Source organism: Pseudomonas sp. RC10 (genome assembly GCF_038397775.1).
Taxonomy (GTDB): Bacteria; Pseudomonadota; Gammaproteobacteria; order Pseudomonadales; family Pseudomonadaceae; genus Aquipseudomonas; species Aquipseudomonas bambusae.
On sequence record NZ_CP151650.1, the window covers coordinates 5,064,562 to 5,085,024 of the forward strand.

16 protein-coding genes are annotated in these 20,463 nt (G+C 60.5%); 12 read left to right on the forward strand and 4 right to left on the reverse strand.

Annotated elements, in window-relative coordinates:
• The first annotated feature begins 108 nt into the window (after window positions 1–108).
• From AAEO81_RS23035 to AAEO81_RS23075, 9 genes are all read left to right on the forward strand, one after another.
• The gene (locus tag AAEO81_RS23035; RefSeq protein WP_074757176.1) at window positions 109–1,068 is read left to right on the forward strand and encodes a MoxR family ATPase; all 960 of its coding nucleotides are present in this window, start codon (window positions 109–111) and stop codon (window positions 1,066–1,068) included.
• Window positions 1,069–1,072: 4 nt separating this feature from the next.
• Window positions 1,073–2,017 carry a DUF58 domain-containing protein gene (locus AAEO81_RS23040; RefSeq protein ID WP_341959307.1) on the forward strand — a complete coding sequence of 315 codons (945 nt, stop codon included), beginning with the start codon at window positions 1,073–1,075 and terminating at the stop codon, window positions 2,015–2,017.
• On the forward strand, window positions 2,014–2,508 hold the full coding sequence (locus tag AAEO81_RS23045; protein WP_341959309.1) for a DUF4381 domain-containing protein: 495 nt from the start codon (window positions 2,014–2,016) through the stop codon (window positions 2,506–2,508). The genes AAEO81_RS23040 and AAEO81_RS23045 overlap by 4 nt, the downstream gene beginning before the upstream one ends.
• Window positions 2,501–3,568, forward strand: a complete 1,068-nt coding sequence (locus AAEO81_RS23050; RefSeq protein WP_341959311.1) for a VWA domain-containing protein — start codon at window positions 2,501–2,503, stop codon at window positions 3,566–3,568. The genes AAEO81_RS23045 and AAEO81_RS23050 overlap by 8 nt, the downstream gene beginning before the upstream one ends.
• An 8-nt stretch (window positions 3,569–3,576) precedes the next feature.
• Window positions 3,577–5,295, forward strand: a complete 1,719-nt coding sequence (locus AAEO81_RS23055) for a VWA domain-containing protein (protein WP_341964604.1) — start codon at window positions 3,577–3,579, stop codon at window positions 5,293–5,295.
• Complete coding sequence (locus AAEO81_RS23060) at window positions 5,292–6,977, forward strand: BatD family protein (RefSeq protein ID WP_341959314.1); 1,686 nt, start codon at window positions 5,292–5,294, stop codon at window positions 6,975–6,977. Before AAEO81_RS23055 ends, AAEO81_RS23060 begins: the two co-directional genes overlap by 4 nt.
• A 193-nt stretch (window positions 6,978–7,170) precedes the next feature.
• Complete coding sequence (locus AAEO81_RS23065) at window positions 7,171–8,427, forward strand: exonuclease SbcCD subunit D C-terminal domain-containing protein (RefSeq protein WP_341959316.1); 1,257 nt, start codon at window positions 7,171–7,173, stop codon at window positions 8,425–8,427.
• A complete protein-coding gene (locus tag AAEO81_RS23070; RefSeq protein ID WP_341959318.1) occupies window positions 8,424–12,065 on the forward strand; it encodes an AAA family ATPase in 3,642 nt (1,213 codons plus the stop codon). Before AAEO81_RS23065 ends, AAEO81_RS23070 begins: the two co-directional genes overlap by 4 nt.
• Window positions 12,065–12,670: a glutathione S-transferase gene (locus tag AAEO81_RS23075; RefSeq protein WP_341959320.1), complete on the forward strand. Its 606-nt coding sequence runs from the start codon at window positions 12,065–12,067 to the stop codon at window positions 12,668–12,670. Before AAEO81_RS23070 ends, AAEO81_RS23075 begins: the two co-directional genes overlap by 1 nt.
• Window positions 12,671–12,721: 51 nt before the next feature.
• On the opposite strand, the gene AAEO81_RS23080 is transcribed toward AAEO81_RS23075, so the two are convergent.
• The 4 genes from AAEO81_RS23080 to AAEO81_RS23095 form a co-directional block, all read right to left on the reverse strand.
• Window positions 12,722–13,096, reverse strand: coding sequence for a hypothetical protein (locus AAEO81_RS23080; protein ID WP_341959322.1), 375 nt, complete (start codon window positions 13,094–13,096; stop codon window positions 12,722–12,724).
• Window positions 13,086–14,138, reverse strand: a complete 1,053-nt coding sequence (locus AAEO81_RS23085) for a hypothetical protein (RefSeq protein ID WP_341959324.1) — start codon at window positions 14,136–14,138, stop codon at window positions 13,086–13,088. The genes AAEO81_RS23080 and AAEO81_RS23085 overlap by 11 nt, the downstream gene beginning before the upstream one ends.
• Before the next feature lie 172 nt (window positions 14,139–14,310).
• On the reverse strand, window positions 14,311–14,541 hold the full coding sequence (locus tag AAEO81_RS23090; protein WP_341959326.1) for a hypothetical protein: 231 nt from the start codon (window positions 14,539–14,541) through the stop codon (window positions 14,311–14,313).
• Window positions 14,538–14,729 carry a hypothetical protein gene (locus tag AAEO81_RS23095; protein WP_341959328.1) on the reverse strand — a complete coding sequence of 64 codons (192 nt, stop codon included), beginning with the start codon at window positions 14,727–14,729 and terminating at the stop codon, window positions 14,538–14,540. The genes AAEO81_RS23090 and AAEO81_RS23095 overlap by 4 nt, the downstream gene beginning before the upstream one ends.
• A gap of 342 nt (window positions 14,730–15,071) precedes the next feature.
• Here AAEO81_RS23095 and AAEO81_RS23100 point away from each other — a divergent pair, with 342 nt between their 5' ends.
• The 3 genes from AAEO81_RS23100 to AAEO81_RS23110 are packed head-to-tail and all read left to right on the forward strand — an operon-like array spanning window position 15,072 to window position 20,312.
• Window positions 15,072–16,994: an IucA/IucC family protein gene (locus AAEO81_RS23100; RefSeq protein ID WP_341959330.1), complete on the forward strand. Its 1,923-nt coding sequence runs from the start codon at window positions 15,072–15,074 to the stop codon at window positions 16,992–16,994.
• Entirely contained in the window at window positions 16,984–18,192 is a 1,209-nt protein-coding gene (locus tag AAEO81_RS23105) for an MFS transporter (RefSeq protein ID WP_341959332.1), read from the forward strand. Before AAEO81_RS23100 ends, AAEO81_RS23105 begins: the two co-directional genes overlap by 11 nt.
• Before the next feature lie 2 nt (window positions 18,193–18,194).
• On the forward strand, window positions 18,195–20,312 hold the full coding sequence (locus AAEO81_RS23110) for a TonB-dependent receptor (RefSeq protein WP_341959334.1): 2,118 nt from the start codon (window positions 18,195–18,197) through the stop codon (window positions 20,310–20,312).
• Window positions 20,313–20,463: the final 151 nt, after the last annotated feature.

A 20,463-nucleotide genomic window follows, 5' to 3' on the forward strand; every position in this document is an offset into this window, starting at 1 on the left:
AAAAACCCCTTGGCCGGTTAGTCGGCACCCCCTCCGATGCTTTAAAGTAACGCCCCCAGCTTCAGTGCCGTCTTGGCGCTGCGCCTACCCTGCCAGGAACCGTCATCGATGGAACATCGTGAAGCGTTGATCGCGCTGCGAACCTTTCTCTCCACCCAGATTCTCGGGCAGGAGAAACTGGTCGAGCGCCTGCTGATCGCTCTGCTTGCCGATGGCCACATGCTGGTCGAAGGCGCACCGGGTCTGGCCAAGACCAAGGCGATCAAAGAGTTGGCCGAAGGCATCGAAGCCGAATTTCATCGCATTCAGTTCACCCCCGACCTGCTGCCCGCCGACATCACCGGCACCGAGATTTATCGCCCGGAAACCGGCAGCTTCGTCTTCCAACAGGGTCCGATCTTCCACAATCTGGTGCTGGCGGACGAAATCAACCGCGCCCCGGCAAAGGTCCAATCGGCGCTGCTGGAGGCCATGGCTGAACGTCAGGTCAGCGTCGGGCGCAGCACGTACGACCTCTCCCCGCTGTTTCTGGTGATGGCCACGCAAAACCCCATCGAGCAGGAAGGCACCTATCCCCTGCCGGAGGCCCAGCTCGACCGCTTCCTGATGCACGTGAAGATCGGCTTCCCGGACGCCAACGTCGAACGCAAGATTCTCCAGCAAGCGCGGGGCGAAGCGTTGAATGGCGAGACCAAACCGGAACGGCGCGTCACCCAGCAAGCGATTTTCGCCGCCCGCAAGGAAATCCTAGGGCTGTACATGGCCGACGCCGTGGAGGAATACCTCGTTCAACTGGTCATGGCGACCCGCACCCCGGCCAAGTTCGACGCCGAGTTGGCCGAGTGGATCGGTTACGGCGCCAGCCCCCGTGGCTCGATTTCCCTGGACCGTTGCGCCCGTGCCCATGCATGGCTGGCCGGTCGGGATTTCGTCAGCCCCGAAGACATTCAGGCGATGGTCTTCGACGTGCTGCGCCATCGCATCATTCTGTCGTTCGAAGCCGAGGCTGCGGGCATCGATCAGGACCGCGTGATTCAGCGCATTCTTGACGTCGTCGCCGTCGCCTGACCCCATGCAGCCCTATCTGATTTCCCAACCGGGCATCCGTATCAGCCTTGCCGAGCTGATCGAGATGCGTCATCGCGTGCGGGAAGTGCAGCTGTTTTCCTCCCCCGGTCGGCGCAGCCCGCTGATCGGCCTGCACCACTCCAAGTTGCGCGGGCGCGGCGTGGACTTTGATCAGGTGCGGGTCTATCAGGCCGGCGACGACGTACGCACCATCGATTGGCGGGTCACGGCGCGGACCCAGGAACCGCACACCAAGCTGTTTCATGAAGAACGCGAGCGGCCGATCTTCATCATGGTCGAGCAGAGCCGTCGGCTGTTTTTCGGCTCGGGGCTGATGTTCAAATCAGTGCTGGCGGCCCAGGCGGCAGCACTGATCGGCTGGGCCGCACTGGGGCACAACGACCGGGTCGGCGGGCTGGTGTTCGGCGACAACGAGCACTACGAAATCAAGCCGCGACGCAGCAAACAGAGCCTGCTGCAACTGCTCAACCGGCTGGTGCGGGTCAATCAGTCCTTGCACGCGGAAGCCGTGGCCGACCGTGACACCTTCGGCGTGGCGTTGCGCCGGGCACGGGAAGTGCTCCGGCCGGGCAGTCTGGTGTTCATCCTGTGTGACGAACGGGCCCTTTCCGAATCCGCCGAACAGCAACTGGCGCTGCTGTCACGTCATTGCGACCTGTTGCTGCTGCCGCTCTCCGACCCGCTGGATCACGCGCTACCGGCGGCAGGACTGCTGCGGTTCGCCGATCGCGGTGCGCAATTGGAGCTCGACACGCTCAACCCCGACCTGCGCCAGACCTACCGTGCCCAAGGCGAAGCCCGTCAGGCACGCTGGGAGCTGCTGGCGCAAAAGCTGCGGGTGCTGATGATTCCCCTGAGCACACAGCAGGGGATGGTCGACCAACTGCGCGACTACCTGAACGCCAACCAGCCGGTGAAACAGAAATGAGCCTGCTGGACCAGCTGCAACCGATGATCCTGCCCGCACCGGTCAGCGCCTGGCCGCCCGCCCCCGGTTGGTGGATCGTACTGGCCCTGTTGCCTGCGCTGGGTTACGGCCTGTGGCGGGCGCGGGTCTTGCTGCCCAAACGAGCCCCCGGCGAAGCCGCCGAACAGCCGCTGGACCCACGCCGTCAGGCTGCGCTCATCGAACTGGCGCAGATGCCCAAACCCTATGACGGCGCGCCCGCTGGCGCCTGGCTGCAACAGATCAACGGCCTGCTCAAACGCCTGTGCCGCAACGATTACCCCTACAGCCAGAGCCACACCCTCAACGGCCGCAAATGGCTGGCGTTTCTCGACAACCGCTGCCCGGCCGCCGGTCTCACCCGCTGGATGATTCTGGTGGAAGGCGCCTACAAGCCCGAATGCAAGCTCGACGACAAGGCGATCAACGGCCTGACCCAGTCGGTCGACACCTGGATTCGCAAACATGTTTGAACTGGCCTGGCCCTGGGTCTTCGCCCTGCTGCCGCTGCCGTGGGTGCTCCGTTTCGTGCTGCCGGTGGCGGACAGCGGCGAAGCAGCGCTCAAGGTGAGTTTTCTCAGCGAGCTGGAAGGCCTCGCCGGTCGTCGCGCACGTGCTCATTTGCCCGGCTGGCGGCGGCAATTGCCGTTCGTGCTGCTCTGGCTGTTGCTGTTGTTGGCCGCGGCGCGCCCGCAGTGGCTGGGCGAACCGTTGCCGGTCGCTGCCAGTGGCCGCGACCTGCTGGTGGCGGTGGACGTCTCCGGCTCGATGGATTACCCGGACATGGTCTGGCAGAGCGATGAAGTCAGCCGTCTGACGCTGGTCAAACAGCTGCTGGGCGACTTCCTCGAACACCGCAAAGGCGACCGCGTCGGGCTGATCCTCTTCGGCAGCCAGGCCTACATGCAAGCGCCGCTGACCTTCGACCGCAAGACCGTGCGCGTCTGGCTGGATGAAGCGCGCATCGGCATCGCGGGCAAGAACACCGCCATCGGCGATGCCATCGGCCTGGCGTTGAAACGCCTGCGATTGCGTCCGGCCCAGAGTCGGGTGCTCATTCTGGTCACCGACGGCGCCAACAACGCCGGTCAGATCGATCCCGCCACGGCAGCGCGACTGGCCGCAGGCGAAGGCGTAAAGATCTACCCCATCGGCATCGGCGCTGACCCGGACAAAGGCGCCACCAGCATTCTCGGCCTGAACCCGAGCCTGGACCTCGACGAACCCGCCTTGCGTGAAATCGCAGACATCACTGGCGGCCAGTATTTCCGCGCCCGCGACGGTGTCCAACTTGAAAAGATCGGCAAGGCCCTCGACACCCTTGAACCCGTGACGCAACAACCGACCCAGGCTCGTCCTGCCCATGCGCTGTATCACTGGCCGCTGGCGTTCGCGCTGGTGTTGAGTGTGCTGCTGGTGATTCACGAACGCTGGCCGCAAAACCCGCTGTACCGCTTTCTGGCCCGCCAGCCCGGTCTGAATCAAGGGCCACAATGGCGCCAGCGCTTCAAGCGTTTGCGGAGGCGCCGATGATCACGTCGATGCTCGCCCTCTGGCCCCATTGGTTGCGCCCGTGGTGGCTGTTGCTGCTGCCGTTGCTCGGCTGGCTGATCTGGCGCCTGTGGAATCGGCAGAAACGCGTCGGTCGCTGGCAAATGATCTTGCCGAGCGCCTTCCACGCCACGCTGCTTCGCGGCGGCAGTGGTCGAGAAAGCAAGCTGCCGTGGATCGCGTTGAGCGTCGGTTGGCTGCTGGCCTTGCTCGCCCTGCTCGGGCCCAGCTGGCAGCGGGTCGAACAGACCAGCCAGAAACCCGTGGACCCGCTGGTGGTGTTGCTGGAGCTGACCCCGGAAATGCTCGCCGCCGACAGCCCACCCACGCGCCTCGAACAGGCCCGGCGCAAGCTGCTCGACTTGCTGCAAGCCCGTGGCGATTCTCAAACCGCGATCATCGTCTACGCCGGAAGCGCCCACACCTTGGTGCCGCTGTCCGACGACCTCGGCACCAGCAAAAACCTGCTGGACGCCCTCAAGCCGTCGATCATGCCCGAGAGCGGTCAGCGCGCCGATCTGGCAGTGAACAAGGCGCTTGACCTGCTGAAGCAAGGCGACCTGGGCGTCGGGCGTCTGCTGTGGATCGGCGCGTCGCTGAACGACGGCGAACGAATGGGGATTCGTCAGGCCATGACCGGGCACGCGCCGCAACTCCTGCTGCTCGGCGTCGGCACCGCTGAAGGTGCGCCGGTCGCTCAGGAAAAAGGCGGTTTCCTCAAGGACGCCCAGGGCGGCATTCTGGTGCCCCGACTGGACAGCGCCAGCCTCAAGGATTTCGCCGATGAACTGGGCGGCCATTTCACCTCGCTGCGCCTGACCGATGACGATTTGCACGAACTGGGCCTGCTGGACGCGCCCCATGACCTGCGCAGCCAGGGCCAGACCGTGCAGCTCGACAGCTGGGCCGATCAGGGTTACTGGCTGTTGCTGCCATTGTTGCTGCTCGCGGCCTGCGCCGGGCGTCGCGGCTGGGTCCTGTGTCTGCCGCTGCTGATGCTCATGCCGCAACACAGCTACGCGTTCGACGTCAAAGACCTGTTCCAGCGCCCCGACCAGCAGGGCCAACACCTGCTTCAGCGCCATCGCCCCGCCGAAGCCGCGCAGCGTTTCGAAGACATTCAGTGGCAGGGCATCGCGCTCTATGAAGCCGGTGATTACGCCGGTGCCGCTCAGCGTTTCGCCCAGGGCAACACGGCGGCCGACCACTACAATCGCGGTAATGCGCTGGCCAAGAGCGGGGAGCTGGATGCGGCCCTCGACGCCTACGAACAGGCGCTGGAGCGCCAGCCCGACTTCCCCGCCGCCGCCACGAACAAGGCGCTGATCGAAGAGATGCAGGAGCAGAACAAGCAAGCGGCCGCTGAAGACGCCAGCGAAGGCAAGACCGAGGGCGAAGACAACGCCGACAAGCCCCAGACCGGCAGCCCTGAACAGCAACCGTCGAACCCGCAATCCTCCACACCGGGGGACGAGGACAGCCAGAACAGCAACGCGCAATCGATGTCCGGCGCCAGCGACAGCAATGCGCCGTCCCCGGACGAGGATGAACCCGCCCACGCGCCAAGCCGTCCCGCCGATGGCCCGATCAACGGCGAACAGCGTCAGGCACTCGAACAGTGGCTGCGGCAGATCCCGGACGAACCCGGTGAACTGCTGCGGCGTAAATTCTGGTACGAACAACAGCAGCATCAGGAAAAAGCTCGATGAGTCGTGTGCACACTGTGGTAATCGCCTGGCTGCTGTGCCTGTTCGCCCTCGTGGCGCAGGCCGACACGCCCGCTGCGACGTTGCAGGCCAGCGTTGATCGCACGCGTGTGAATACCGGGGAAACCGTCGAACTGACGCTGGAGTCCGACGACGCCACGCTCTTCGGCAAACCTGACATGACCGCGTTGCAAACCGACTTCGACGTGCGCGACACCCGCCAGCTCAACAGCCTGACGACCCTCGAAGGCAACGTCCACGCCACCACCCGCTGGCTGATCACGTTGATGCCGCGCCACAGCGGTTCGATCGAAATTCCGCCGCTGCAACTGGGCGAACTCATCAGCCAGCCGATCGCCTTGCAGGTGGTCGAGGTCGAGCCGTCCGCGCAGGCTCAGGAGCAGAAGCTTGCGCCGGTGTTCATGGAAGCGAGCCTCGATCAAGACACCGTCTACGTGCAGGCCCAGGCCGTGCTGACGGTGCGCATCTACCATTCGGTGTCGCTGTTCGACGACAGCAGCCTTTCTCCGCTGCAAGTGCCGGATGCACGGATCGAAAAACTGGGCGACACCCGCACCTATGAAAAGCAGATCAACGGCATTCGTCATGGCGTGATCGAGATGCGCTATGCGTTGTACCCCCAGCAAAGCGGCGACCTGACCATCCCCGCGCAGGAGTTCAGCGCAACCATGGTGCAGGACATTCCGGAAGTCAGCACCGCCGCCGCGACCAGCCAGCCTGCCGTTGCCACCAGCCCGAAGCCGGGCAAGCTGATGCGGGTGACGTCTGCACCGCTGCCCCTGAAGGTAAAACCGCAACCTGCGAATTACCCCGCCAACACGCCGTGGCTGCCCGCTCGCAGCATTAGCCTGAGCGAGAACTGGAGCCCTGATCCGGCGCACACGCAGATTGGGGATTCGCTGACCCGCACGCTGGTCATCAAGGCTGAGGGGCTGTCGAGCGCGCAATTGCCACCGCTTCCCGCCACCGACGTCAGTGCCCTGCGGCGCTATCCTGACCAGCCGCAATTGAGCAATCAGGTGAACGAGCGGGGCTTGGTCGGCAGTCGCGAAGAACGTGAGGCACTGGTGCCGAACCGTCCGGGGGCCATCGAGATTCCGGCGGTGGACGTGGTGTGGTGGAACACGCTGGAAGATCATCTTGAGCACAGCGCCCTGCCCGCCCGCACCTTGCAGATCAGCACCAACCCTGCGCTGTCAGTGGACACGCCGGTGAGCGATACCACGGGGGTGACCGTGATCGGCCCGCCCGTATGGCCGTGGCAGCTGAGTACCGTAATCCTCAGTTTCACCACGCTGTTGGGTTTTGGCCTCTGGTGGCGCGGTCGGTGGCAACCGGCGCTGACCCGCGCCGCGCAGACCGGGCCAAGCCCGCGCACCGTGCTCGATGACCTGAAACGCGCCAGCCTGGCCAACGACCCTCATGCCACCCGTCAGGCGCTGGATGCCTGGGCGCGTCAGCAACCGGAAACCCTCGCTGACATGGCGGCGCGCTTCGTACCTTTGTCCGATGCACTGGACGGTCTGAACGGCGCGCTGTACAGCGAGACCGGCAAACTGTGGCTGGGCGAAGATTTATGGAAGGCCGTGAAAGCGCTGCCCGCCGTTGAAAAACCGATTGACCCGAACGGCGCAGACAGCCTGCCGCCGTTGTATCCGAAATGAACCTAGCGCTTCGTGCTCTTTGATGAACATACCCTATTCATCTAGCGGTGAATAAACCTGTAGGAGTGAGCTTGCTCGCGATTGCGGTACATCCTTCCCTGATGGGTTGTCTGATGGAGCCCGATCGCGAGCAAGCTCACTCCTACAGGGGGATTGGATTTCTGCTGAAGACCTATTCAACCAAGGTAACCCCATGCGTCTGTTCCACACCTCCGACTGGCATTTGGGCCAGAACCTCCACGGCCAGGAGCGGGACTTCGAACACCAGTGTTTTCTGACCTGGCTGCTGGCCCGTCTGGCCGAGCGCAAACCTGATGCGTTGCTGATCGCGGGCGACATCTTCGACACCGTCAACCCGTCGGTCAAAGCCCAGGAACAGCTCTACGATTTCATCGTCAGCGCCCACGACCAGAACCCGCAACTGACCATCGTGATGATCGCGGGCAATCACGACTCCGGCTCGCGCATCGAACTGCCCGGCCCGCTGATGCGGCGTCTGCGCACCCATGCGCTGGGGCGTGTGCTGTGGCTGGACGACGGCGTGCTCGACGTCGACCGCCTGTTGTTGCCGCTGACCAACGCCAAGGGCAAAGTCCTCGGCTGGTGCCTGGCGTTGCCGTTCCTGCGACCCGCCGAAGTCACCGGCCCCGCGTTGGGCGACAACTACTTGCGCGGCATCGGTCAGGTGCACGAAATGCTCATCGCCGCCGCCAACCAGAAACGCAAGAAAGGCCAGGCCCTGATCGCCATCAGCCACGCGCACATGGCCGGCGGCTCGGTCTCGGAAGACTCCGAACGAAGCCTGATCATCGGCAACGCCGAAGCCCTACCCGCCAGCCTGTTCGGCGAGACCATCACCTATGTCGCCCTCGGCCATCTGCACAAGCCGCAAAAGGTCAACGGCGAAACGCGCATTCGCTACAGCGGCTCGCCGATTCCCCTGTCGTTTTCGGAAATCGGCTATCAGCATCAGATCCTCGAAGTCGATTGCGAAGCGGGAAAACTCGCCAGCGTCACGCCGCTGCTGATTCCCCGCGCCGTCAACCTGCAACGGGTCGGCCCGGCGCCGCTGGCGGACCTGCTGCTGCAACTCAAGGACCTGCCGGACATCGACCTGCTGGCCGACGTCGATCGTCAACCGTGGCTCGAAGTGCGGGTGAAGCTGGACGAACCTCAACCGGACCTGCGCAACCAGATCGAATCGGCGCTGGAAAACAAGGCCGTGCGCCTGGTGCGCATCGCCGCCGAATACGCAGGCAAAGGTGCGCGGGACGACGAAGACGACCGCGACCTGATCGAACTGGACCAGCTCAGCCCGCAAGAATTATTCAGCCGTGCATGGCGCGACAGCTACGGCAGCGAGGTCGATGAACAAACGTTGCAGGACTTCGCCACCCTGCTTCAGGACGTGCAACTGGCAGACGGACAACCGGAGGGCGAACAGCCATGAAAATCCTCGCCATTCGCCTGAAAAACCTCGCCTCGTTGGCCGGCCCATTTGAACTGGACTTCACCGCTGAACCGCTGGCCAGCGCAGGCCTGTTCGCGATCACCGGCCCCACGGGCGCGGGCAAAAGCACGCTGCTGGATGCGCTGTGCCTGGCACTGTTCGGTGCGATTCCCCGGCTCAACAACATCGGCCAGTCACGGGTGCCGGAAATCGACGGCGACATCAGCACTGCCGACCCGCGCAACCTGCTGCGTCGCGGCACGGGCAGTGGCTATGCCGAGGTGGATTTCGTCGGCATCGACAAACGCCGCTATCGCGCCCGCTGGGAGACCAACCGCGCCCGCGACAACGCCACCAAAAAGCTGCAAAACAGCCGCCAGACCCTGACCGATCTGGACAGCGAACAGATTCTCAGCACCCAGAACAAAACCGAATACAAAACCCTGCTCGAAGCGCGGCTCGGCCTGAATTTCGAACAGTTCACCCGCGCCGTGATGCTGGCGCAAAGCGAGTTCAGCGCCTTCCTCAAAGCCGACGACAAAGAGCGCAGCGAGCTGCTGGAAAAGCTCACCGACACGGCGATCTACAGCCAGTTGGGCCGTCGCGCCTACGTCAAAAGCAAAGAGGCCGAAGAGGCGCTGAAAACCCTCAACGCCCAGGCCGGGAACCTGACGCCCCTCGAACCCGAGCCGCGCGCCGAATTGGAACAGCGTTTCACCGACGCGCAGGAACAGCTGAAATGGGGTCAGGCGCAACTGCGTCAGCTGGAACTCAAGCAGCAGTGGTTCGCCGAATTGAATCGCCTGCGCGACAGTCATCTGGCGGCCAATGAACAACTGGCCAGCGCGCAGCAGACCTGGGATCAACAAGCCAGCGAGCGCCTGCAATCGAGCCAACTGGAGCGACTAACACCTCAGCGGCACCTGTTCGCTCAGCGTAAAAAGCTCGACGATCAACTGGCCCCGCTGGCGGCGCGCATTCAGGCGCAGACCGAACAGCTGAATCAGACGCAAGCGACGCTGACGGCCCTCGACGCGCAACTGACCACCGCACACGCGGCCCTGCAACAGGCACAGGACGCCCAACAAAACGCCAGGCCTTCACTGAACGAAGCCTTCCAGCAACAGGTGCAGCTCAATCATCTGAGCACCGAGCTGCAACAGATCAGCGGGCAGGCGCAGGTCGCTCAGCTCGCCAGCAACGAAGGTCAGGCGGCGCTGGATCAATGGATCGAGCAGCAGCGTCAGGTTGAAGCCCGTTTGCAATCCATCGCCGAACAGCTGCAAAACAGCGCGGTGCTGGATGCGCTGAGCCAGTCGTGGGCGGCCTATCGCCCGCGACTGCAACAGCTCGTGCTGGTCAGTTCCCGCCTGAACAAAGGCCGCGAAGAATTGCCCGCGCTGGAACAGGCTTCGACCCGCGCCGAACAAGCATTGAGCGAGCGGCGAAGCGCGTTGCAAGCGCTGTATGACGACGCCGAGGTCAAGGCCGACGCGGTGAGCCAAGAAATCGAACGCCTCGGGCAACTGTTGCAAGACAATCGCCAACAGCACAGCGCCAGCGATTCATTGGAACGCCTGTGGCAGCGGCATCAGGACATCGCCAGCCGTCTGCAAGACGTGCAGGCCCAACAGCAACATGCCACCGAACGCCGCGCGCAAAGCATCGCCAAAGGCCTGCAACTCAAGGGCGAGCACGAAGCCGCGCAACAGGCCTTGAACGTCACCGTCGAGTTGCTGCAACGGCAGCGCCTGGCCCGTAGCGCCAGCGTCGAGCAACTGCGCGACCAATTGGTCGATCAGCAGCCCTGTCCGGTATGCGGCAGCGAAGATCACCCGTATCACCAGTCCGATGCCTTGCTGCAAGCGCTGTCCGGCCATGACGACGGCGAAGAAGCGGCGGCGCGCCTGAAGGTCAGTCAGCTCAGCGAAACCCTGGCCGAACTGCGCGCCGAAGTGCTGGAGCTGAACAACCAGCTCAAGCAGTCCAAACCTCAACTGGATCAGCTCGGCGAACAGCTTCAGAAACTGGCACCCGAGCTGGAAGCCCACCCGCTGCATCCGCGTCTGCTGGAGCAACCCGAGGCCCAGCGCAGCGGCTGGCTGAGCGAGCGACTGCACCAATTGGCGCAGGACATCCTCGCCGCCGAGCAGCGCCAGACCCGTTTGCTGAAAGTGCAGCGCGACGCCGAATCCCTGCAACATCAAGTTCAGGAAGCGCGGGACGCCAGTCAGCAGGCGATGAAACTGCTGGACGATCAACAACGGAATATCTCGCTCGACAATCAGACCTTCGAAACGGCGTTGCAGGAGTTCGAACCGCTGCTGCCTGCCGAGAGCCTTCCGCTGTGGCGTGAATCCGCGACCGAATCGTTCATGCAGCTGGACAACGACATCGCCTCGCGCGTCCAGCAACTCGACCAGCAAAAGGAAGAGCAGCAGGAACACAGTGAGCGCACGCAGAAAATCGAACGTGAACAATTCGCGCAACAAGGCCGCCTGCAACAGCATCAGCAGCTGCAACAACGGCTCGACGCCAGCCAGCAGCAACAGCAGGCCGTCCAGCAACGTTTGCAGGAAATCCTTGGCGAACAGGCCAGTGCTGAAGCGTGGCAACAGCATCTGGAACAGACCGTCGAACAGGCGCGCCAGACCCAGGCGACCACCACAGACGCCTTGCAGCAGGCCCGTGCCGAGTCGATCAAACTGACCGCCGAACGGGACAGCGAGCAGCAACGCTTGCAGACGCTGGAGCAGGAAGTGACGGATCTGGCGCGTCAGATCGGCGAGTGGCGCAATCAGCACACGGAACTGGACGATGCGGCGCTCGACACCCTGCTGGGCCTGAGCGACGAGGCGGTCAACCAGTTGCGCCAACGCTTGCAACAGAGTGAGAAAGCACTGGAACAGAGCAAGGTGCTGGTGCAGGAGCGCGAGGCGCAGTGGCAGCAACATCAGGCGCAGCACAGCGACATCAGCGATGCCGAACAACTGGCGACGGCACTGGCCGAAGCGCAGGCCCAAACGGCCACCCATGACCAACTGTGCGCCGACCTTCGTGCGCAGATCAGCGAAGACGAACGTCGCCGCACTGCCAACAGCGAGTTGCAGGCGCGCATCAAGGCCGCCCACGACGAATACCTGCGTTGGGGCCGTCTGGCGACGCTGATCGGCTCGGCGGAGGGCGACAAATTCCGCAAGATCGCCCAGGCCTACAACCTCGATTTGCTGGTCCATCACGCCAACGCCCAGCTCAAGCAACTGGTGCGCCGCTACCGCCTCAAGCGCGGCGGCAGCATGCTCGGCCTGCTGGTGATGGACACGGAAATGGGCGACGAACTGCGCTCGGTGCATTCGTTGTCAGGGGGCGAGACGTTCCTCGTCTCGCTGGCGTTGGCCCTTGGATTGGCGTCTATGGCGTCGAGCACGCTGAAGATCGAGTCGCTGTTCATCGACGAAGGCTTCGGCAGCCTGGACCCTGAATCGCTGCAACTGGCGATGGATGCGCTGGATGGCTTGCAGGCCCAAGGCCGTAAGGTCGGGGTGATTTCCCACGTGCAGGAAATGCACGAGCGAATTCCGGTGCAGATTCAAGTGCGCCGTCAGGGCAACGGCCTCAGCACAATTGAGGTCACCTGATGACCGCCCTGCTCTATTCCTTTCGCCGCTGCCCCTACGCCATGCGAGCGCGCATGGCCGTGGCGTATGCCGGCGTATCGGTCGAAACCGTGGAAGTCAGCCTCAAGGCCAAACCGCCGGAAATGCTTGAACGCTCGCCAAAAGGCACCGTGCCGGTTCTGGTGCTGGACGATCAGGTGCTGGAACAAAGCCTGGACATCATGCGCTGGGCGCTGGCGCAGAACGACCCGGACGATTGGTCGATGGCGTCCGATCCCGAGGCGCAGCGACAGATCGCTGAGTTGATCGCGGAAAACGACGGCTCGTTCAAGACTGATCTGGATCGCTACAAATACGCCGTGCGTTATCCCGAGTTCACTCAGGCCGAATACCGCGCGCGGGGGGAAGTGTTTCTGGGGAGGCTGGAGGGATTGCTGAGCGGACGGGACTTTCTGATCACCGGCCATTTGACTTTGGCCGATACCGCCCTGGCGCCGTTCGTACGGCAGTTTTGCTACGTCGATCCAGAGTGGTTCTGGCAAAGTCATTATCCGAAGTTGCAGGGGTGGCTGAAGCGGTTTCTGGAATCGGCGTTGTTTGTGAAGGCGATGGCCAAATCGGTGTAGCCCCCGCAGCAGCGCGGCTTGCCCGCGGGGGCGTCCTTGATGTCGGCCTCGCTAAATTTTTCCAGTCATGAGTGCCCAAATAAACGACAACATCAGCAACACCGCAGCTGCCACATTGGGGATTACCGCCCAGCGCTTCAAATGGGTGGGCATATTCTTCACATCGTCGGGATCAACCAGGCCCTTTCGTATATACATGTTGCTGAAAAGCATCACGCTCGTTGCAAGTCCCAGCCGGTACTGACGGCCTAATAAACCGGTGCTACTCCCTAGTCGTCTAGCCTCGACATTGATTTTGCTGTTTCCGAGTGCGTCTTCAATTTGCTCAAGCCTAAAGAGGACTACCCACAGAAGCACCGCCGCATCAATCAGGGTGAGAAGAAAGCAGAGCACCACGCTCCAATCCAGAATGAATTTAACGTCCATGGACTTTCTCATACATCAAAGTGGTCGAGCCTTCTCCAATCATTGACCCCACTTTTCCTCCTCCCCATGCTGTAACTGCCCCAGCGATTAAAACGCAACCCGCTAAAGCCGCCCCACCGGTCGCTACTCCTAGCCCAACGCAGACGGTCGGACCGACTGTTGTCGTAACCATTCCGCCTGCCCACGCCCCTGCTATTCCACCCGCAGCTTTCCCGGTTTCAACATACTTTGCCCGAGTACATTCCTCCTCCCGCCCCGTAGAACAGGCCTCCTGAATCTCCAGTGCCCCCACACCCAGGTCCAGCGCAATCCCGACGTAAGTCCCCTTGCTCATCGCACTCGCCATTTTGGTCACGCCCCTGACTTTGCTGGCATAGCCTCTGATGTCGCCGGTATGCAGGTAGCTTTTGGTGGAAATGCCCAAAATCTGCTTCATCTTGCCTTGGTTGTTCAGGCCCGACCCAAAGCGGCCAATGCCTTTCAGACTCTCCTGCATCCGGGAGAACAGCGCGCGGCGCTGGGCAAAGAACTGATCGTTGGTCACCCCTCCAGCCCGCCACTTCTGATGCAGGGCCTCGGTCTGTTTGAGCAAGTCTTCCAGTGCGTTGAGATGCTTGCTCCACGCCGCTGTGGTGGCTCCGATGCCGATCGAGCCGTACGACATGACGCTCTGCAGCAGGTCGAAGTTGTGCGTCATGACGTAACTTTCATGGTTTGTCATGCCAATCATCGCCCCGCGAACCTGCAAGGCCAGCTCCATCAACTGCGTTTCTTCGGGGGTGCACAGGTGCGTCGAGCCGTCACTGACGACCACAATCTCCCCCGGCATCACCATGCCATTTCGTAAAAAGGGATTAAGCTGATCGAGCTTCGAACGAGCGCTCATGGAGAGGGCGAGATGATGATCTCGAAGGTGAATATAGTGCCGGGTTTGATCGTTAACGAATGCATAGGGTTGTGACACGTCGAGCTCCTTGCTTTGAAAGGATTGCCGCTGCGCGGTGTCCTTTCCGCTCCAGTAGAAGCCGGACAGTAATTTCAACGTTTGGTGATGTCATCAAACAGGTTGTTGAAAAAGGCCTGATTACAAAGTTTTCGGAAAGCCCCTACACCGACGTTATCGATGGCCTACACGGCAGAAAACAACGCGCTCGACGGGGCGATCGTTCAGACGCCACCGCCGGCAAGCCGGGCTGCTACAGGGGGCTGCGCCGTCATACAGTCCGCCACTCAAAAATCGTCGAAAACAGCTCGCCATGCTTCGGCGGGGGGTTGCCTGCGTTGAGCTTTTGCGAGCGCAGCAATTCGATGTCCTGCGCCACTTCGGTCTTGAACTCGATGCTCCGCGCCACGCCGCCCACCGAACCGTCGCCGAACCCCAGCAACGAGCAGCCGTTGTTGATCACGGCGAAAAACACGATCACCCAGAAATTCGCGCCTCTCACGACGCACGCCCCTTCGCCTGATCTGTCGCACGCTCAAGTGCAACGACAGATGTTTGCGCGGACGCCGATGACGGCGTGTTCAATTGGGGGTTCAGGCTGACGATTGTGACCACTGCGATGAAAACAACATACAACGCGATGGCGGTATAAGCGCCTTGTTTAAGTGAATGAAGAATGGCAGTGGCCATGACAGTAAGCTCCGGGATGTCTCTTTTCTGGCGGCCAGAATGCCCGGAGTTGTTATTAATGAAAAACGATGTACAGCGATTCAAAAGATCGATTGGGTTGATTATTGAGTCCTTCAATAAAGCCGATAGCGCGGCACTAATAGCGCTGTCAATACCGAGCAAGCATGGCTTTGATCACGTCCCACAGCCTTGTCAGAAATGCCCTTCAACCCAGACTGGACGGGGATGACAGAAAATCACTACGCATCAGAATAAATTGCGCCCCCTCAGAGCCAACAATAATCATTATCATCCCCTGACAATCATGGGAGGTATTGATTGTGATCATCGAAGGATTCGGATGTGAGCCCGCTACACGCTTTAATGCCTGAAAACGTAACGTCCCATTTAAGGCATGGGATCAACTCTTCCATTTTCACGCATCACCGCATCACCGAAGAAAACGTAACTATTGCGCTTCAAAAATCGTCACAACGAGCCTTGCAACGTTTGACACAAGCAATGTTAAGAGAAGGGATAATTCAGTCGAATACACTCACACTGCTACCAGATGGCAATCGCTCATTACCGTTAACTTCTACTACCGAACTTGTATTCGAGGATCTGATTGATCACCGAATGAGTGCCTGGTCATTAGGTGGCAGGGTACTCATTCATCACAAGGGACTGCCTGCCTCCCCCCTCACACTGCCTTCAGAACTTCTGGAGTATGTGCTAGCTGTCTCAGATGACATCGCAGATGCAGACGTTTTGACGCGCCTGTCTGCCGAAATCGATAACAGCTTCATGAACGACATCCTCTGCGTGGCGTTTCACGACGCTTGGAGCAGACGTTTGGCTGCGTCCTCGCGTGAGCACGGTTCAAACTCATTCCTTGCCGACTTGCGCGATACACCTGCCGTCAATACCAGCCTCGTTCTGGAGCAATGGGGTACAACCGGACACCCTTGGCATCCCAATTACAAAACGAAACTGGGACTGTCACCCCGCCAAGTGATCGATTACTCCCCAGAGTTCGACGCCCGTTTTGAAGTCATTCTGTGCGCCGTGCACAGAGACTTTATCCATATCGAATCCTTGCCCGGATCACCTGAGTATAGGGACTGGTTAGCTCAATGGTTTCCTGAGCCGCTGCACAAACTTGATAGCCTGCTTCACGCACAAGGCCTTAATGCCAGCGATTACTTCCCGCTCCCTGTCCATCCTTGGCAGGCGAGCGAAACACTCCCATCACTCTTCGCTGATGAACTCAGTGACCGCCTGCTCGTGATGTCCCGGATAAAGGCATTCACAGCACATCCCACCATGTCATTCAGGACTGTTTTACCTGAGGCGAGCCGAACCGCTCCCATGGTCAAACTGCCTGTGGGCCTGCGCCTGACCAGCGTTCAGCGCACCCTTTCCCCGAGGTCTGCGTGCATGGGGCCCAGAGTGTCGGCGCTGCTGATGCGCATCCTCAATGCTGAACCTGAAGTTCAGAAAACGCTCATCGTTGTCCCTGAATGTATAGGGCTGCACTTCAAATCCCATCGACCATCGGATGATCGTGAACGTCACCTGTCGGTGCTTTACCGAACCAATCCGAATGACCTGCTGAACCCCGGCGAAATAGCTGTCCCTGTCGGAAGTCTGTTCGCACCCGATCACCGCGATGAACCTTTGCTGCGTCAGTGGATTTTGCTCTCAGAGGGCAATGACAGCCCTCAGGCGGCGAGCGACTTTCTAGACCGTTACCTCTATGCCGCCCTTCCAGGGCTCATGGCGATGTACCTGTTGTATGGGTTTGCCTTTGAAGCCCATCAACAAAACAGCTTCATGGTGATGGACGTGAACGGGCAGCCCTCCCGCTTATTGCTGCGGGATTTCGGTGACATCCGGATCGACCGAAAAACCCTGAATCAACGAGGCTTTGACCTGCTGCTCAAAGATCCGGCAATGACACTGTATGAAGACACCGGTTTTGTCAGGGATAAATTGCTGCACACCGCTTTCATGTGCCATTTCGGTGAGCTGATTCTGTTGATTTCTCGACACTGGGAACTGACGGAGTCCGATCTCTGGGAAGCCCTCAGCGCCCACGTTAACTGTTGTTTCGACGACCTTAAAGAACGCACCGAACCTGGACGTTGGCATGCAGAGCGTGAGGCATTGCTGGTCAATGACTGGCCCGCAAAATCCTTTCTTCGAATGCGATTGAGGGACAGCCCCATCGATATCGTCAGGCGCCTCAAGAATCCTCTGAACCACGAACGCCATGCGCGCTGACCAACGCGTGATGCGAGCACTGCTGCTGATTCAGTTGATCTCGATGGGAGCCATGGAAATGAGCGGCCCATTCTGGCCACTGCATATGCAGACACTCCTCAGCCCCCACGATCAGGACTACAGCGGGCTACTGGCCGGTCTTGTCTATGCTGGACCGATGCTGACCGCCATGATTTTCACGCCGTACTGGGGGCGGCTGGGCGATCGGGTAGGCCACAAGCTGATGCTCATCAGAGCATTGATTGCATTGGCGATCTGCCAGAGCCTTGCGGGCCTGGTCACAGACCCGTGGCTGCTCATCGTCATGCGAATGGCACAAGGCGGACTCGCGGGATTTCTGGCCGCCGCACAGGCTTATGCACTAAGCCTGAACCTCCAAAATGGGCAGGGACGTACGATTACGAAGCTGCAATCGGCCACGGCCGTAGGATCGCTGGCAGGTCCCGTGGTCGGGGGCTGGCTGATGGAGTCCTACAGCTTTGCAGTGCTGTGCCATCTCGCGGCGGTACTCTGCGCCTGTTGCGCACTCGTCAGTTTCAGGCTTCCTGATACAAGCGACCGATCCAAATCATCGCATAGACTGAATACACCGCTTCCTCGGGGATGGATTGGCGCCCTGCTTCTGATCATCGTGCTCATTCAAGCCGCGAAGGTCATGCCGCAGCCTTTCTACGCGCTCTACGTCACGCAGGTTCTGCATGCGACACCTAGTCTGATCGGCATCACCTACGCCGTGAGCGCGGCATCCCTCGCCTTATCGGCCCCCCTTTGGGGTCGGCTTTTTGATCAATGGCAACCGCCCAAAGTCCTTCAGGTCATCGAGTGGGTGATCTGGCTAAGCGCGTTGACGGTCGCTATTGGAGCATTGGCCAATGAGTGGCTGACGTTCGTGGTGAGTCGACTGCTCTGGGGCGTATGGCAAGGCGCACTACTCCCCGTCGCCTACGCATTGATTGCGAGCACCCTGCCGCAACCCCGCCATGGCTTCGCCCTGGGCCTGGGCAACAGCGCAGCCAAAGCTGGCGCTCTTGCAGGTGTGCTCGTCGGCGGCATCGGCATGAGCTTCATGGGCCTGCTCAACAGCTTCTGGCTTGTTGCATCGACCTACGTCATCGCGGCCTTGGCGGTTCGAGCCATTCGCGCCACGCACACAGCTGCTATCTGCCCTCGTTATTCTTCAACACCTGGAAAAACCTGACAATGACAAAACCCCGCCTCACTTTTCTGCTGCCTTTATTCGGCTCTGTAACCCTGCCTGTGGCTGCCGAGCAAAACGAAAACACCGAGCCATCGGGCACCTTGAATCTTTCCGAGGTCGTGGTTTCCGCGACACGGACCCGGGAAAGCATCGCGTCGATTCCGGGGTCGGTGCAGGTCATCGATGCTGATCAGGTTCGTCACCAGAGCACTGCGGGGCGTCGGGTGTCAGACATCGTCGGGCAATTGGTGCCAGGACTTGCGCCGGGCACAGGTGGCATGAGCAATTTCGGCCAGACATTGCGAGGTCGCAGCCTGCTGGTGTTGATCGATGGGGTATCGCAGAACTCGACGCGAGACAACTTCCGGCAACTGAACAGTATTTCTCCCGAGAGCATCGAACGAATCGAGGTGATCTCTGGCGCCAGTAGCATCTACGGTGCAGGGGCGTCGGGCGGAATCATCAATATCATTACCAAACGCAATCAGGGCGAGACGCTCGGATTGCGCAGCAAGGTGGGCATCAGCGCAGCCAATAACCTGCAGTCGCAGGGTTTTGCCTACGAAGCCTTTCAAAGCGTGACGGGCCGTGCAGGCCCTTGGGACGGGTATCTCTCGGCTGCACTGACACAACGCGACGATCAGTTCGACGGCAACGGCAAGCGCATTGCGCAGGACACTTCTCAGGGCAGCAATCTGGACACCGAGACCTATGACCTGCAGGCCAGATTCGGCTATGAACTGGATGCTGAACGCGCATTGAGGCTGTCGCTGCAGGACTACAAGGACCAGCAAAAAACCCGTTACAGCAAAGACCCGAAAAATCGGGACGAGGCCGTGGCGCTTAAAGGACTGATCCTCGGAGATCAACCTCATACGCGCAATCAAGCCATCAATCTGGACTACAGCGACAGCAATTTTTTCGAACAGAGTCTGCAGCTGGAAAGCTACTGGCGGCGCGCCGATGCGCTCTTCTTCCCCGACCTTCGCCGTGGCAAAGCTGGCGTTTCCGATAACAACAGCGTGCAGGATGTGTACGGCTTGCGAGCCGCCATTCAAACCGCCCTGCCCACCCTCGGCAACGTTACCGGGCATCTGGTGTGGGGCGCCGACTACGATCGCGAAAGGTCCCGACAGCGCGGTGATCAGTACACCGTCGATGGCCTGACCTACCGCAAGACCGGCACCACTTTTGAGCTGGGGCCTGATCTCGAAACCACCACCAGGGCACTGTTCGGCCAGGTGTCCTTTGATCTGGGCGACTGGACCGTGCGAGGAGGCGTGCGCCGAGCATGGGTCGAGAGCCAGGTCAGAGACAGCATCGCTTATGGCGAAATCGTTCGGACCGGACGCTGGTCGACCTTGCCGGGTGAAACGCTCAAGTACGATGCCACGCTCTACAACCTGGGTGCTGTTTACCGCTTGAGCGAGACGCAGGAAATTTTCGCCAACTTCAGCCAAGGCTTTTCATTGCCTGATATTCAGCGCTATTTGCGTGACGTCAGCAGCACCTACGACATCAGCCAGCTCAATGCCCAAGCGTTGAAGGTCGACAGCCATGAACTGGGCTGGCGCGCGAATGGGGACAAATGGCACACCCAGATAACAATTTATGAAAACACCTCCGACGTGACCCAGTTCTACGACGCGCGGGACCGCGTGCTGAGGTTAATCAATCAGAACGAACGCGTGAGAGGAATCGAAACCGATGTGGCCTATCGTCTGAGTGACGTCTGGAATACGGGCGGGACCTATTCGTGGGTAAAAGGGGAAACACGCCAGGCGGGCAAATGGATCGACCTGCCGGCGACGCGCGTGTCACCGGCCAAAACAACCGTCTTTGCCGAATATGCGCCCGACCGTTACTCCATCCGTCTGCAAGCGTTGCATCTCGCCAACTACGACGCCGCCGCCAAAGACAATAATGGTCGCTCCATTGATAGTTACACCCTGTTTGATCTTCTGGGTTCGACACAACTGCCGGTGGGACGTATGGAAGGCGGTATCTATAACATGAACAATCGTCAGTACCAGACACTATTCAGCCAAGCCACCGCTCGTGCGCCTTTTACGCACGCTCAGGGCCGAACGGTAGGAATCAGTTATGCACTGGATTTCTGATAATTCTCACGCATAAAAAAATCCCCATCGCTTATTCAGCAGACGGGGACCAAAGGGAGGGAATTCAACGCTTTCGCGAGCAAGCTCGCCGGCATTTGATGCATGGCCTGACACGCAGTGGTCAGTGGGTCGCATCAACCTGTTAACGGCG

Bases quoted from the DNA above. Each gene is read 5' to 3' on its own strand.
- AAEO81_RS23035 (WP_074757176.1), top strand. From the start codon at position 109: ATGGAACATCGTGAAGCGTTGATCGCGCTGCGAACCTTTCTCTCCACC.
- AAEO81_RS23040 (WP_341959307.1), top strand. From the start codon at position 1,073: ATGCAGCCCTATCTGATTTCCCAACCGGGCATCCGTATCAGCCTTGCC.
- AAEO81_RS23045 (WP_341959309.1), top strand. From the start codon at position 2,014: ATGAGCCTGCTGGACCAGCTGCAACCGATGATCCTGCCCGCACCGGTC.
- AAEO81_RS23050 (WP_341959311.1), top strand. From the start codon at position 2,501: ATGTTTGAACTGGCCTGGCCCTGGGTCTTCGCCCTGCTGCCGCTGCCG.
- AAEO81_RS23055 (WP_341964604.1), top strand. From the start codon at position 3,577: ATGCTCGCCCTCTGGCCCCATTGGTTGCGCCCGTGGTGGCTGTTGCTG.
- AAEO81_RS23060 (WP_341959314.1), top strand. From the start codon at position 5,292: ATGAGTCGTGTGCACACTGTGGTAATCGCCTGGCTGCTGTGCCTGTTC.
- AAEO81_RS23065 (WP_341959316.1), top strand. From the start codon at position 7,171: ATGCGTCTGTTCCACACCTCCGACTGGCATTTGGGCCAGAACCTCCAC.
- AAEO81_RS23070 (WP_341959318.1), top strand. From the start codon at position 8,424: ATGAAAATCCTCGCCATTCGCCTGAAAAACCTCGCCTCGTTGGCCGGC.
- AAEO81_RS23075 (WP_341959320.1), top strand. From the start codon at position 12,065: ATGACCGCCCTGCTCTATTCCTTTCGCCGCTGCCCCTACGCCATGCGA.
- AAEO81_RS23080 (WP_341959322.1), bottom strand. From the start codon at position 13,096: ATGGACGTTAAATTCATTCTGGATTGGAGCGTGGTGCTCTGCTTTCTT.
- AAEO81_RS23095 (WP_341959328.1), bottom strand. From the start codon at position 14,729: ATGGCCACTGCCATTCTTCATTCACTTAAACAAGGCGCTTATACCGCC.
- AAEO81_RS23105 (WP_341959332.1), top strand. From the start codon at position 16,984: ATGCGCGCTGACCAACGCGTGATGCGAGCACTGCTGCTGATTCAGTTG.
- AAEO81_RS23110 (WP_341959334.1), top strand. From the start codon at position 18,195: ATGACAAAACCCCGCCTCACTTTTCTGCTGCCTTTATTCGGCTCTGTA.